At 34.2% G+C, this 14,424-nt stretch carries 11 protein-coding genes; all 11 read right to left on the bottom strand.

Annotated elements, in window-relative coordinates; translation table 11 throughout:
* Positions 1 to 33: 33 nt before the first annotated feature.
* Entirely contained in the window at positions 34 to 465 is a 432-nt protein-coding gene (gene tagD, locus K5Q12_RS05430; RefSeq protein ID WP_220742692.1) for a glycerol-3-phosphate cytidylyltransferase, read from the bottom strand.
* 18 nt (positions 466 to 483) lie between these two features.
* Positions 484 to 1,434, bottom strand: coding sequence for a glycosyltransferase family 2 protein (locus K5Q12_RS05425; protein ID WP_220742691.1), 951 nt, complete (start codon positions 1,432 to 1,434; stop codon positions 484 to 486).
* A gap of 54 nt (positions 1,435 to 1,488) precedes the next feature.
* Positions 1,489 to 2,676 carry a UDP-galactopyranose mutase gene (glf, locus tag K5Q12_RS05420; protein WP_220742690.1) on the bottom strand — a complete coding sequence of 396 codons (1,188 nt, stop codon included), beginning with the start codon at positions 2,674 to 2,676 and terminating at the stop codon, positions 1,489 to 1,491.
* Positions 2,677 to 2,763: 87 nt separating this feature from the next.
* Entirely contained in the window at positions 2,764 to 3,531 is a 768-nt protein-coding gene (locus tag K5Q12_RS05415) for a DUF4422 domain-containing protein (protein ID WP_220742689.1), read from the bottom strand.
* 40 nt (positions 3,532 to 3,571) lie between these two features.
* Positions 3,572 to 4,207 carry a sugar transferase gene (locus K5Q12_RS05410; RefSeq protein WP_220742688.1) on the bottom strand — a complete coding sequence of 212 codons (636 nt, stop codon included), beginning with the start codon at positions 4,205 to 4,207 and terminating at the stop codon, positions 3,572 to 3,574.
* A gap of 14 nt (positions 4,208 to 4,221) precedes the next feature.
* Complete coding sequence (map, locus tag K5Q12_RS05405) at positions 4,222 to 5,010, bottom strand: type I methionyl aminopeptidase (RefSeq protein WP_220742687.1); 789 nt, start codon at positions 5,008 to 5,010, stop codon at positions 4,222 to 4,224.
* A 146-nt stretch (positions 5,011 to 5,156) separates the two neighbouring features.
* Entirely contained in the window at positions 5,157 to 6,116 is a 960-nt protein-coding gene (locus K5Q12_RS05400) for an ROK family glucokinase (protein ID WP_220742686.1), read from the bottom strand.
* Between the two features lie 119 nt (positions 6,117 to 6,235).
* A complete protein-coding gene (locus tag K5Q12_RS05395) occupies positions 6,236 to 6,436 on the bottom strand; it encodes a YqgQ family protein (RefSeq protein ID WP_220742685.1) in 201 nt (66 codons plus the stop codon).
* On the bottom strand, positions 6,433 to 7,119 hold the full coding sequence (locus tag K5Q12_RS05390; RefSeq protein WP_220742744.1) for a rhomboid family intramembrane serine protease: 687 nt from the start codon (positions 7,117 to 7,119) through the stop codon (positions 6,433 to 6,435). The genes K5Q12_RS05395 and K5Q12_RS05390 overlap by 4 nt, the downstream gene beginning before the upstream one ends.
* 27 nt (positions 7,120 to 7,146) lie before the next feature.
* Positions 7,147 to 10,869: a helicase-exonuclease AddAB subunit AddA gene (addA, locus tag K5Q12_RS05385; protein ID WP_220742684.1), complete on the bottom strand. Its 3,723-nt coding sequence runs from the start codon at positions 10,867 to 10,869 to the stop codon at positions 7,147 to 7,149.
* Positions 10,869 to 14,393: a PD-(D/E)XK nuclease family protein gene (locus tag K5Q12_RS05380; RefSeq protein WP_220742683.1), complete on the bottom strand. Its 3,525-nt coding sequence runs from the start codon at positions 14,391 to 14,393 to the stop codon at positions 10,869 to 10,871. Before K5Q12_RS05380 ends, addA begins: the two co-directional genes overlap by 1 nt.
* Positions 14,394 to 14,424 lie beyond the last annotated feature (31 nt).

Below are 14,424 nucleotides of genomic sequence, written 5' to 3'. Positions count from 1 at the left end.
TATTAAAAAAAGACCTAACGTCTTTTAAAGTAACTATTGAATTTTAGACTCATGTTCCGTTGCCAAATTTTCAGCATTTAAATCTTCTTTGATTTGAGTTGTTGAAATTTCCGGTGTTCTTTCTAAATAAACAACTTCTGCATCTGTTTCTTCACTAATAAAGTCAAATTGACCAGTCCAATCATCTCCCATGACGAATGTATCAATTTGATAAAGTTTAATATCTGACACCTTTTGATCCCAGGCGTTTTCAGGAATCACCAAATCGACGTAGCGTATTGCTTCCAGTAACTGCTTACGTTTTTCATACGAAAAATAAGTTTTTTTATTTTTCGATAATAAATTAAACTCATCTGTTGATAGCGCAACAATTAAATAATCACCTAAGTCTCTAGCACGTTTTAACAAGTTAATATGTCCATAGTGCAACATATCAAAAGTACCATAAGTTATAACTCTTCTCATTATTGTAACCTTTGTAATTTATTTTTCTTCTTTTGAAATAAATATTGGCCTACGTTTTGTTTCTAGGAATATAGCTGCGATGTACCGTCCTATAACACCAAGACTTAATAACTGTATGCCACCAATAAACAGGATAATTGTTACCATTGACGGCCAACCAGCCACACTATTATTACTTATAAGTGCACGCAGTACAATAAAAACAGCACTCACTATTGAAATCAAAAATGATAAAAATCCTACTAGGGTAATTATAGTCAATGGCACAGTTGAAAATGACACAATCCCTTCAACTGCATACTTCATAAGTGACCAAAACGACCATGAAGTATTACCTGCCACACGTTCACGATTTTCAAAAGATATATATTTAGTTTTAAAACCTACCCAGCTAAATATTCCTTTACTAAAGCGTTGATTTTCACTAAGTTCTAAAATTGCATTAACCATTTGCCTAGTCATTACTCGATAGTCTCGTGCACCATCAACTAATTGTGTCTGACTAATTTTATTCATCCAAACATAAAACTGTGTTGAAAACCAGGATCTCAGTTTAGCCTCGCCATCACGATTAGATCGCCGTGTCCCAACAGCATCAAAATCACCATTTTGTACAGACATCAACATCTCAGGTAATAATTCTGGTGGATCCTGGAGGTCAACATCCATCACAGCAACGTAATCACCGTCAGCTTGTTTTAGACCTGCATACAAGCCAGCTTCTTTTCCAAAATTTCTAGAAAAACTAATATAATGAATGTTTTTATCCTGTTGACTGAGGTGTCTAATAATTGATAGCGTATTATCAGAAGAACCATCGTCTATAAAATGGTAATGAACTGCCATTTGTAATTTATCTTTCAAGGATTCAATAGCGTTATAAAAAATTTCAACTGTTTCCTCTTCGTTATGAACAGGAACGATAATTGATAGAATATGTTCTTGATTTTTTGAAGTATCTGTAGCCATAGTTCGTCCTATTAATGTATGTACACACCTAAATGTAGGTGTATTGAGTCGGTTTTATACCTCATCATGAGCAAAATTGAATTTTGATGGTAGGTTAAATTCTTCTCTAACGGTGTTCAATGCATCATTAAATACCTGATCCATATCAAAGTAACGATACTTACCTAGTCTGCCACCAAAAATAATTTCCGGATGATTATTACGTGCTTCTTGGGCATACTGCTTATAAATAGCTGTATTTTTTTCATCGTTTACGGGATAATAAGCTTCTTTAGAACGATCCCATTCTTGTGGATATTCACGTGTAATAATCGTTTTATGTTCATCCGCTAAACCATCAAAATGCTTCCACTCCATAACACGTGTATACGGTGTTTCAGAATCAGTATAATTTATAACAGCATTTCCTTGATAATTTTCAGAATCAATCAATTCATGTTCAAATCTCAATGAACGATATTCCAGTTCACCAAATTTGTAGTCAAAGAATTGATCAATCATACCAGTATACAAAATGCGAGAAAATTCAGACATCAGCGTTTCTTTATGATCAAAGAAATCTGTATCTGTCAAAACGTCAATTAACCCATTAGATTCGTCTAGCATGCGCTCAAAAATCTGAGTATATCCCCCCACAGGAATACCTTGATATCGATGGTTAAAGTAATTATTATCATAAATGAATCTTACTGGTAACCGTTTAATAATAAATGCTGGTAACTCTGTAGCTTTACGTCCCCACTGCTTTTCTGTATATCCTTTAATCAATTTTTCATAGATATCAGTACCAATCAAGGATATTGCCTGTTCTTCTAGATTTCTAGGCTGACGATCGCCCATATCTTTTAACGCCACTGACTTTTGTTCTGCTATTTTTTCTTGAGCTTCTGCTGGCGTCTTAGTTCCCCACATTTGATAAAATGTGTTCATATTAAAGGGTAGATTATACAATGTCCCTTTATAGTTAGCAATAACTTGATTTTGATAACCATTAAACTCAGCGAAATGGCGAATATAGTCCCAGACCTCTTTGTTATCAGTATGGAATATATGTGCGCCAAAATCGTGTACAGTTACACCATTTTCAGTATGCGTATGCATATTACCTGCAATATGTGATCTTTTTTCAACTACCAAAGATTTCTTTCCACGTTTTGCGGCTTCATAGGCAAACACCATTCCAAACGGGCCAGCACCAACAATCAAATAATCATAATTTTTTGTGTTAAATTTATTAGTCATAGTATCTCCATTATACCTAAGAAGGTGCTAATTTGTATATTGTATAAAAATATTAGCACCCAAAAGACATTTTTTACGTCAGATTAATTATCTAATGCCAAATTTTCGGGCTAAAAATTTACCACCTTTAAGTATCCAATTTTGTTTTTCCATAAATGTTACAGGGATTTCTTTATACGCAATTTGGTTATACTCAATCCATACATCCAGTAAACGTTCACTTAAAAAGCCATAGACTCGTTGTTCATACGGAGACCATAAGTCAACTGTACTTTGAATTCTCTTTTCAGTTTCAAATAAAATATCAAACAACCAATCGGTGTAAGCATCAAAATACTCACGTCTCATAATGAACATATTAAACATGTGAGCCCAGTTACGCGACATGTTTGAGTCATAACTTTTTAAGTAGCTAGGATACTTTTCGGATATGACCTGCCTTACCGTGTCTAATCCTAAGTCATGATGCGCATGACGATAATGCGATTCACTGCTTTCAATCCAGTAACGCCTTTTTTTGGGTAAAATAACATCATTACTGTCAAATAATCTATCTAAATCTGTTGCAGTTAATATTTTATTTAAATTTTTCTGCTTAGAATATGAAAAAAATCGGCGATAATGAACTAATCCTATCACATCAGCATCGCTATTAAACCTTGCCCAATATACTGCAGTAAGTTCGTTAAAAAAAGGATTCTTTTCAGATATATTTTTTCCACTATCATCATGAATAAATCCTTCAAAAGGCTTATTCAATGCAGATCCAACTTGAATAGCTGAATAGACTTGCTCAAGTGGCATTGTTACTTTTTTGTGCGTCGCAACAAATATCTGTATCTTTTGTTTTGTCATAGATATAACCAAATGAACTGAGTAAAATTTTTATAAATCATTAGTAAGCACCTTTAGACTTAAAAATAGCGATTACATTTCGTAAAACAATACTAATATCATACCAAAACCCTGCATTAGCAACGTACTCTAACTCTATTTCTGTTCGTTCTGGATATTCAATTAGTGACCGACCACTAGCTTGCCACAACCCTAAGGCTCCGGGACGAACTGACAAAAAGAGATCCACTCGATCTCCATATTCTTTCAATTCTTCAGTAACAATAGGACGTGGTCCAACTAAACTCATGTCCCCACGAAACATATTCCAAAACTGTGGTAATTCATCTAAACTTGATTTACGTAAAAAGCTACCTAAAGATGTAATACGCGGATCTTCTTTAGGTGGTAATTTATAGCCATTCTCAACATATTTTTGATATAGTTCAGGGTTTTTCTTGAGAATAATCTCAGCATTAGGAACCATTGATCTGAATTTATAAATATTAAAAGGCTGTCCATTCATGCCAACACGTTCTTGCTTAAAAAAGGCTGGTGATTTTGGACTATCACACTTTAACGTAATATATATAATTAAAAATACAGGAGATAATATGATTAATCCAAGTAACGCAAAAACCACATCAATAAATCTTTTCGCAATTAAATATGATTTATGTTTTGGCTTAATTTTCAAATTTCTAACTCACTTTACAAATATTTAGCATCAAAATCAGGATCTTGACTTGTTAAAATTTTAGGTCCATCTTTTGTTATAGCTAAAGTATGCTCATATTGAGCAGACCATGAACCATCGGTTGTTCTCACAGTCCAACCATCTTCTTCTGTATCGTCAGTATCAACTTCCCAGCCACCTATATTAATCATGGGCTCAATGGTAATAACCATACCTTCTCGCAAACGAATACCATGCCCTGGCTTACCATAATGTGGTACTTGGGGTTCTTCGTGCATTGTTGGACCTACACCATGACCAATATATTGTCTAACATCCCCGTAACCATTTTCAACTTCTGTGAACTGTTGGATAGCATTACCAATGTCTCCAATTCGGTTTCCAACAACGGCTTGATCAATCCCCAAATACATTGCTTTTTTTGTGACTGCCATTAATTTTTCTATTTCAGGTGAGACAGTCCCAACTGCATAAGACCATGCTGAGTCAGATACTGCACCGTTTAAACCAACAACTGTATCTACTTTTACGATATCGCCATCTTTCAAATGTAGACCCTTACGAGGTAATCCATGAGCAACTTCATTGTTAATGCTAATTGTTGTTGCATATTTGAATCCTTCAAATCCAATTTGTAAAGGAACGCCACCATGACTCTCAATATATTCACGTGATTTTGTCTCTATTTCCCAAGTATCAATCCCTGGCTTGATTAAATCACGTAGCATTATATGCATACCAGCAATAATAGCACCTGATTTACGCATTGCTTCGATTTCTCTGGGTGACTTCAAAGTAATCATAGTTCTTTCTTCTTTCCTACTAAAAATGAAAATTTAATTTGCGATTTAAATAACAATCAAATACCATTATACCTTTTTTTGATTAATTAAGTATTAATAAATCTTCATAAAAAAAACAACCTTTTAGGTTGTCACTTTTTCAATTTTCAAATTCTTGCTAATGATGCAGCTCCGATAACACCAGCATCATTTCCTAGCTCAGCTAATTTAACTCGTGTCGAGTCACGAACCGTAGGGAAAGCATATTTTATCCAATTTTTTTCCACTCTAGCCCTCAGAAATTCACCAGCTGCTGCTACGCCACCACCAATGATGATTGAAGAAGGATTTAAAATATTTGAGATAGCACCAGTTGCATATCCTAAGTAATAAGCAACTTTGTTAACAACTTCATTTGCCAAAAAATCACCATCTTTTGCCAAGTCAAAAACAATCTTTGATGTTACTTCATCACCATCTGAAATCATTTTCTTCAGTTTAGACGTCCCAACATATTCGTCTGCTGTATCTTGAGCCAATCGAACAACGCCAGTTGCAGAGGCATACTGTTCCAAGCAACCATAATTACCACACGTGCAAAGATAACCATCTGGTTCGACAACCATATGTCCTACTTCACCACCTGCTCCTGCTGTTCCATGGATTAATTGTCCATTAGAAACTAGTCCACCACCAACACCTGTTCCTAACGTAAGAAATGATACTTCATCATCATTATCACCGGCACCTTTCCACGCCTCACCAAGTGCGGCCGCATTAGCGTCGTTATCAATTTTAAGTGATAGTCCTGTTCCGGCTTCTATATCTTGTTTTACTGTTTGTTCAGTTTTCCAATTTAAATTAAAAGCACCTGTAACTGTTCCAGTAACGCGATTAACTGTTCCTGGTGTCCCCATCCCTATACCGATAATACGATCTTTGTTTAATTGGTATAAATCTAAGTGATGATTAATTGAATCAATGATATCTGGCACGATATGTGCCCCATCATCAAAAACATTTGTCTTAATAGACCACTTTTGTTGAATTTCTCCAGCACTTGTTAGAATTGCAAACTTTATTGTTGTGCCACCTAGATCCACACCTATTAATTTATCTTTAGCCATAATTTAGAATAATTAAACATTTAAATCAGATTAAGTTTAATTATTTTTCCTTCCTTGGAAATTTTTAACGACTTTATTTTAACAAAAAACGCTTGCAAGATGCAAGCGTTTTCATAATTTTAAGCACGGCATTCTTCTTTACGATGTTCATTTTCTAAAATCAACTTTATACTGCTATAATCTTTTTGACTAATGACATCCGCACGAAAAAGATTATCTACCTCTAATGCAGCAACTTCAATATCCCAAAGTCTTTTACCAACATGAACATAAACACCAAATGTTTTTAAGAATTGTAATACATCATAGAAATTTTTCATACTAATCCATCCTTTGAACAAATTGTTAAGACAATAATTATAATCGTAACTATTAATAACGACCAGCGTATACTAGGGGCATAATTATCACCATTTTCAAACCCAGCCATAGCAATAAAAATCACACCGCCAATTAATCCACCAACGTGCCCCCATAAGTCTATACCAGAAGTCAACAAACCGCCAATTAAATTTAATGCGACAAAAAGTAGTAGGATATTACGCTGATTTTTAATTTCGATAGTACTTTTGTAATGCCATGTATATAAAATTAAACCACCAAATAGTGCAAATAACGCAGATGATGCCCCGACTGAAATAGTCATAGGTTCGAATAAATAAGAAGCAATGTTGCCAAAAATACCACCAAATAGATATAAGCATATCAATTTGAATGAGCCAAAAATATTCTCCGCCATTATACCAATAAACCATAATGTCAGCATATTGCTAAAAATATGCATCACACTAGCATGAAGAAACATCGCTGTGATAAATCGCCAATATTCATGATGTTGTGTGATTAATGGTCCCCATTTCGCCCCCATTTTGACTAAAAATGTGCCATTACTAGTATGATTATGACTCATTAAAATTTCCACAATAAAAACTAAGATAGTGAAAGTTAACAAACTAACCATCGCAGGTGTCTGTTTGAATTGTTTTTTATAAGATAGTATCATTTTACGCACAATACTTCCTTCTATTATTTATTTTTCATTTGACAGACTAATAACACGTCCAACACTTAAAATGATTAACTGTGATGGCTCAAATTTGTATTCCGGAAATTCTTGTTTTAGCGCGGTAACATATAGTCTTAACTGCCCTTCATAACGTTTTTTCAACTTTGAAAGACCTTCAACCACCTGATTGTGATTCACATAATCAGTTTTATAATCAAATACTGTGATTGTTTTAGTGTCAGTGTTAATGAAATAGCCATCAATAATACCGTGAACAAGAATCGACTTTGAATCTTCTAAATTATCAAAAATTTTATTAGCTGGCATAATCATAGCAAATGTTGCTTCTTTTGTTAGTGTCTCTGCATACTTCATCATATTTCTAGCTAGTGGGGTTTCTAAAAATGAAAGTATCTGATCAACATTTATTAAAGAACCAACTTTGTCATTAATTCGTTTTGAAGCAATAAGTTGATCTATTAATGCTGTTAATGACTGTCTTGTTTGTACTATTGAGAAGTCAATTAATTGTAATATTAAATGTGTTGCCGTACCAATTGCCGAAGAAGAGGGCTTTTGTGAGCCATCCGTCATGAAATCAGGCAATTCTAATTTTGCTTTGACTAACTCGTTAGCCGATGTAAACTGGCCATTCTCCAAAATTTTCAAGGCTTGTAACTTTTGTTGATCTGGATCTTCAAACAATCTCTTCATTTCGCTAACAGACTGATATGCGACAGTTTTTGTTGATTGCATATTGGGATAACTATAGTTCATTATCTTTTTAGCTAATTTGATATCTTCTGCGCCGTACCTCACTGGTTGATGATCACTTATTTTAGATGTTAAACTAGTTTTTTTTGTTTGCCCAATTTGCTGCTCTGGTATTAGGGTCACACTCATATTGTAATCCAAATTCGTTTCGGATCCTAATAGTCTGGGTAATCTACCATCACCCAACCATCCCTCTAATACCTGATTCTTTGCTCGTGCAAAACTTATGATCAACCATTCAAAGTAAGACTTCGCTGAAAGTCTCAAATCTTCTGACAAAAACTGCCCTGATGTCTGTTTGGCTTGCTGCCATAAATCAGCTAACCGAGTGTTTTGATCGTCCTGATCAACGTTAACACTTGCAATAAGATGTAGCTGTTGTTCTGCTCGCGTCAATGCCACATATAACAATCTCATTTCTTCTGACCAACTTTGACGCTTTAGTGCCTGTTGAACAACTAATTTTTTTAATGATGGCATTGATACCATCGCCTCTGGTTGTAAATATTCTAATCCGATGCCAACATTTTTTTGAATTAGCATTTTCCCTGATAAATCCTTAGTGTTAAAAGATTTGTCTAGTTCAGGCAAAATTACAATTGGAAATTCTAGTCCTTTAGATGCATGAATGGTCATAATCCGAACTGCTTGTTCATCTGATTGTTGCGGTGCTTCACCCAACTGCCCATCATTTTCTTGTACCTGTTCAATGTAACGAATAAAGCGAAATAGTCCAGCATGTGTGTTATCTTGATACGTTTTTGCGTAATCATAAAAGGCATGTAAATTAGCCTGTCTCTGAGAACCACCCGGCATTCCAGCAACATAATCTAACCATGCTGTATCATTAAAAATGGTCCATATCAAATCGACTAAATCATTTCTAATAGCGATTTGATGCCATTTTTTGAATAATACCATAATATGTTTGCTACGCTCATCTTCAGATGCTAGTGCCGTAAAGGCTGTCCAATAATCATGTTTTTTATCTGCCAATCTAATTTCAGCCAGTTCATTTTCAGTATAACCAAAAATTGGAGACCTTAATACAGCAGCTAAAGGAATATCTTGATGTGGATTGTCAACTATACGTAATATATCTAGCATCAAATAAACTTCCATTGTCTGGAAATAATTACCAACTGAATCCACTTGTGTTGGAATACCAGCATCTCGTAAAGCCGATACTAAATCAATATATCCTGATTTCGAACGCGTCAAAATAGCAATATCACCATATTGCACGTTTCTCATACCTTCTGGTTCAGCTTTACGATCAAAGATTTTAGTTTCACGTAAAGCTATAATTTTATCAGCAATATGAGCATACTGCGCTTGCCTTTTTTCAAACTCTACTGTTTCTTGCTCTCCTTCCTCATGTTGAAGCGTTTCACTGGTCTTTGTAATGATATCTAATTCAAAAACTGGCGAAACACTTTCAGGATAAGCTGCTTTTGGTACTAACTTGGCTTCCCCGATATATGCAATATCTCCTAGCTTTTCATCCATTAACTGTGTAAAAATTAAATTTGTAACGTGCGTGACATTATTTTGTGATCGGAAATTGTCCGCCAATTCAATACGACTATCATGATTACTCGTTGTGTTAAATAAACGATATTTATTCGTAAATAGACTTGGTTCAGCTTGACGAAAACCATAAATACTCTGTTTAACATCTCCAACCATGTACATATTATGACCGTTAGATACTTTTGTTAATAGCGTTTCTTGCAATTGATTAATATCTTGATACTCATCAACTAATATTTCTTTAAATTGACTGCTAATTGTTTGGCGAGTAGTATCGTGAGCTAAAACTTCTAGTGCTAGTGCCCCTAAATCTGGAAAATCAACTAATTTCTCATTCCTTTTTAATTTTGTAAAAGCTCGCTGAAAACTTTGAGTTAAAGTAATTAATGTTGAAATTTGCTGTGTTACTTTTGTCTCAATTAATTGCCAATGTTTTTGTGAGAATTGAAAAAAACTCTCTGCTAATTGTTTTAATTCTGACTCTGAACCGACGATATTATTTTTAACACGTGTAGCTTCTTCTAGAATAGCCAATAGTTCAGGCTCATCTTTGACACCTTTGCTATTTTTACGTTCCAAAGTCACTTTAGGCATTGATTTAATAGCATTTCGCAATGTATCCCAAGTACTATGCAATGCTATATCGTTTATCTGATTTAAATAATCCAAAATATCATCATAAGCACTCTGAGTTTTCGCTAACTCAGGGACCCCTTCAATAGTCTGTTTGATTACATTAGCAGAAATAATTAAACGCTTGATTAATTCACTAACCATTGGTTGAATCATTTGACGATAAAAATCAGTCTCAGTCAGTTCATTTCTGAAAATTAATTCATTGTCATCTAACGTTGATAACCAATTTTGACCATCTGGTCTAGCTTCTGAAAAATCTGCTAACTTTAAAACAGCTTGCCGCAAATAATCATCTTGATTTGGATTACCAAAATTATTAACTAGCGCTAAAAATTCTATATGATTAGGATGACTTTCGTCATAAAAATCTTCAAAAACAGTCTCTAAAACATCTTGACGCATCAACTCACGTTCAGCTGTATCCGAAAGTAATCTAAATTGAGGATCTAATCCAATAACATGATAATAATTCTCAATTATTTTTAATGCATAAGCATCAATCGTTGAAATATTTGCGGCTGGTAATAACAATAGTTGCTCTTGTAAAAATTTTTTTGTTGATGTATCAACTGCATTTAGTCGCTTTTCAATTGCAATTTCAAGTCTCTCTCTCATTTCTTTTGCGGCTGCATTCGTAAAAGTCACAATCAAAAAATTTTCGACACTTTCGCCTGATAATATTTTTTGAATAATGCGTTCAATAAGCACGGTAGTTTTTCCAGATCCTGCCGAAGCAGCCACTAATATATTATGTCCTGTTTCTTCGACAGCACGTTGCTGATTATAAGTAAGTTGTGTTGCCATTATTCTGCCTCTTCTGCTTGCTTTAGCAGTTTTAAAATATCAGATTTTTTTCTTGGTGTTGCGATTTGATATTGATCTCCCAATGCGCGATCAAATCTCAAAATGTCAAGATAAGGTGTATATTGTAAACTACCTAACGTAGGTAATAGTGGGAATTGCCCAGTTAATATCAAATCACCAGCACGTTTGATATTAAATTCATTACGCATGAGTAATAGTTCAAACTCATCAGGATCAATAACGTCACTATCAGCGTAAAGCTGTCCATCAGTTTTTTTTCTACGTAATTGATAAAACGGTGATGTTTCGCCTGGTTCAATTGATTGTAAACTATCAACATATTCTGATTCTGAAATAAATAATCCACGGTATTTAAACGTTTCCGCTTGAATTTCTCCTGATAATAAAGATTCAACATCGCCCTTGAACTCTTTTATAGTTGATTTCTCAGGAGAAATTTTGGCATAAAAAGCACCACCAATCGCTGCTAATCCAAGCTTTTCAGTGGCTAATTGTGCCGCTTGCCAATATGTTAATAGTTGCATTTGTCGACCATCAAACGCCTGCGCCCAATCAAATTTTTTACCATTTGATTTATAATCGATAATCGTACCAAATTCAGATGCCTTATCTTGAACATCGACACGATCTATTTTACCTCGTAAATTAATTTTTCCGTTTGACGTCATCATTTTTAAAGCAGGCAAAGATGTGCTATCTGGAAACCCAAATAGTTGTTCGACGGCAATGGGTCTGCCCTGATTAACTCGAGCTGCTCTTTGCATATTTTTAACAAGTAACACACTTATTTGCGTTATATAGTCTGCAATAGCACGTTTCTTGCCAGATTGTTTTAACAGCTGATATATCGGATTTTCTAAAACTAAGTGTGCATTATCGATCACCATTTGTTGTAAATCAACATCCGTCACATCTCGTAAACTGCGATTTTGCTGAATAATCTGTTCTAAAACAAGTTCGAAAACTGAATGATAAAATGTCCCTGTTTGAGCAATATTAAATGTATTTTCTTCACGTGGCTTTAACTGAAGCCCATACTGTAAAAAATACTGCAAGGGGTTATTATAATAACTTTCTAATTGTGAAATAGATATGTTAAGCTGATCACCAAATAATGCTTTGACAAATTCAGGCTTTAAAGTGACTGTTTCATTTTTATATTTTGGCGCCGATAAAACAAGGTCAAGTCGCTGTTGATTTTGTTGACTAATTATATTTTTTAGTGCAATAAATGCTGGTGTGTGCCTCTCTGAAACAGCTAACTTCGAAAGCGCAGATAAAGTCGCTTTTACTGATCCAACATACTGTTTTAACAATGTATCACTGGTTTCTGGAACTGCCATAACCTTATTAGCCTTTACTCCAAAAACAGTAACTAATCTCTTAAAATAAGGTGACATCTCAGCAATTTGACCTGTCTTATCTAAGATTGGATATGACAAGATAACGTTATCCGTTACTGATGCCAAAGCACCATAAAACAATAAGTTTTCCTCAGCCATCTGTTGTTGTGCTGTGTTTTGTAAATATTTTGGTGAGCTAATCTTTTGTAGTTCTGGTTGAACTAACAATCTTTCCGAATCATTAATTAATGCTCGAGATTTTAGTTGTGCTGGTAAATTATTGCGTGTGCCACCAATGAAGAACAAATAGCGATACCGATTACTTTGGACAATTCCCGCCTCAGATATTGAAATACTATCTAGATTATTGGGAATACCTGAAAATGTCGCCCCTTCAAAGCCAGCATTTAAAATGATCTTAAATGTTTCCAGAGTAAATGGCTCTTCACCATTAATGTTGACTATATCATCTAATGTCTTAGTCAACATATTCCAGACTTCCTCACCTTTTTTAGCGTTTGATAAATCTCCAACATCTATTAGTAGATCTCGTTGCTGTAATAGCGCATCAGTAACGTGAAATTCCTGTAACCAAACTAAGAGATTTGTTGATGCTTGTCTCATGGTCTTAGATTGAGAAAATAAGCTATCTAATTTATCAAAAGCCTCTACAATAAATTGTCTAATAAATGCTAAACGGTTATTAACCGTTGCATCACCCTTTAAAATGTTAACATCATCGTTATCAACGGTTTCTTTAATATCAAACAAAATAAACGGTTCATCAAGTTGACGCCATTTTTTTTCATAAGGTTGATTTGCATAAACATAGTTATCCAAATAACTGACTATATCAAAAAATTCATCCTCAGACACTAAACTATCATTAACAAAAGGACGTAACAAACTAGTTTTTAAAATCGACATAATCTGTTGATACTGAAATCGTTCGTTAGACGGGCGTAGTAAATTAAAAATCAATTCAACAAGTGGATGATTTGTCATTTTTTGATCAATATCTAAAAAATAAGGTAATCCAAACGTTTTAAATATTTCAGGAATGTACGCTACATAGGGGGTCAAATCACGAGACAATATTAAAATATCTCTTAATTTAAGATTACTATCAGCTACAAGAAGTTGCCTTATTTTCCTAGCAACTTCTTCTATTTCCACAGTTGTATTTTCCGCAGAAAACAGTTGAAATGGCTGATCAACTGTATCGGGAATGTACTCCCGATACTCACCAACATATTCCCAAGTAGTTAACAATTTTCTGATTGACTCACTTAACTGTCTTGTCGTATGTGATTGTTTAAAATTAACAGGTTGATTTGAATTTTTGGCAAGCCCAGCCAACTGTTGTGCCGTTGTCATTGGCTTAAAAAAAAGATCTCCTGGTTGCTGTTTCCCTAATCGTTCTAGATTACCAAAAAGAGCTATTTTAACCGTATAATGCTTAATTAACTCTGACATAACTTGCATTTCAGCACTCGTGAATCCATTAAAGCCATCAAAATAGAATGCAACATTTTCAAGTTTGTGCTGAGATAATTGTGTTGCAAAAAACGGTAAAATTTCTTGCATCGTAATATATTGGTTATCTATTTTTTGATTCAAAGCATCTGCTACAATTGCTAAATCACGTAATTTACCTGACAATGTCTGTTTCAAAAATGTCTGATCAGTTGTTTCATGATTTAAGATAGACAATAAATCTTGTGGTGAAATATGACTAGATCTTAATTCTAATATTTGATTTACCAGAGTACTCACAAAACCATTTTTACTTTGCATTCGCGCAAACATTGGTAGCTTGTCAGCATATTCATCTAAAATGTTTGAAATCATGATAAACAAACCAGTATTTTGAAGAATATCTGGTTGAGTACCGGACCAATCTTTTAACAACGCCCAAGTTAGACGCGTTAGCGAATAAACTTGAAGTCGACTTTGTGCATAAAATTGATTATCTGGATTAATGCCACTTTTAATCGCAAAACGTCTTAAAACATCGACTTCACTATCAAATTTAACGTGATTTGGCACAATATAATAAACAGTCAAATTTTGTTTTGATTGTTGTTCTTGCTTTATATCAGTCAACAAAGCATCTCGCAAATCAGCTTTTGCTGTATTCATATAAACTGTTAGTGACATAATTTGCTTCTTTCCTTATTTTTCTTAATCT

The sequence above is a fragment of the Leuconostoc palmae genome (assembly GCF_019656075.1).
Lineage (GTDB): Bacteria > Bacillota > Bacilli > Lactobacillales > Lactobacillaceae > Leuconostoc > Leuconostoc palmae.
Note: the sequence above shows the minus strand (reverse complement) of the source record. Positions and strands in the feature narration are given on the sequence as shown.

Coding starts and splice junctions, on each gene's coding strand:
- K5Q12_RS05390 (WP_220742744.1), bottom strand. CDS start 7,119: ATGATACTATCTTATAAAAAACAATTCAAACAGACACCTGCGATGGTT.
- tagD (WP_220742692.1), bottom strand. CDS start 465: ATGAGAAGAGTTATAACTTATGGTACTTTTGATATGTTGCACTATGGA.
- K5Q12_RS05380 (WP_220742683.1), bottom strand. CDS start 14,393: ATGTCACTAACAGTTTATATGAATACAGCAAAAGCTGATTTGCGAGAT.
- K5Q12_RS05395 (WP_220742685.1), bottom strand. CDS start 6,436: ATGAAAAATTTCTATGATGTATTACAATTCTTAAAAACATTTGGTGTT.
- addA (WP_220742684.1), bottom strand. CDS start 10,869: ATGGCAACACAACTTACTTATAATCAGCAACGTGCTGTCGAAGAAACA.
- map (WP_220742687.1), bottom strand. CDS start 5,010: ATGATTACTTTGAAGTCACCCAGAGAAATCGAAGCAATGCGTAAATCA.
- K5Q12_RS05415 (WP_220742689.1), bottom strand. CDS start 3,531: ATGACAAAACAAAAGATACAGATATTTGTTGCGACGCACAAAAAAGTA.
- K5Q12_RS05400 (WP_220742686.1), bottom strand. CDS start 6,116: ATGGCTAAAGATAAATTAATAGGTGTGGATCTAGGTGGCACAACAATA.
- K5Q12_RS05425 (WP_220742691.1), bottom strand. CDS start 1,434: ATGGCTACAGATACTTCAAAAAATCAAGAACATATTCTATCAATTATC.
- glf (WP_220742690.1), bottom strand. CDS start 2,676: ATGACTAATAAATTTAACACAAAAAATTATGATTATTTGATTGTTGGT.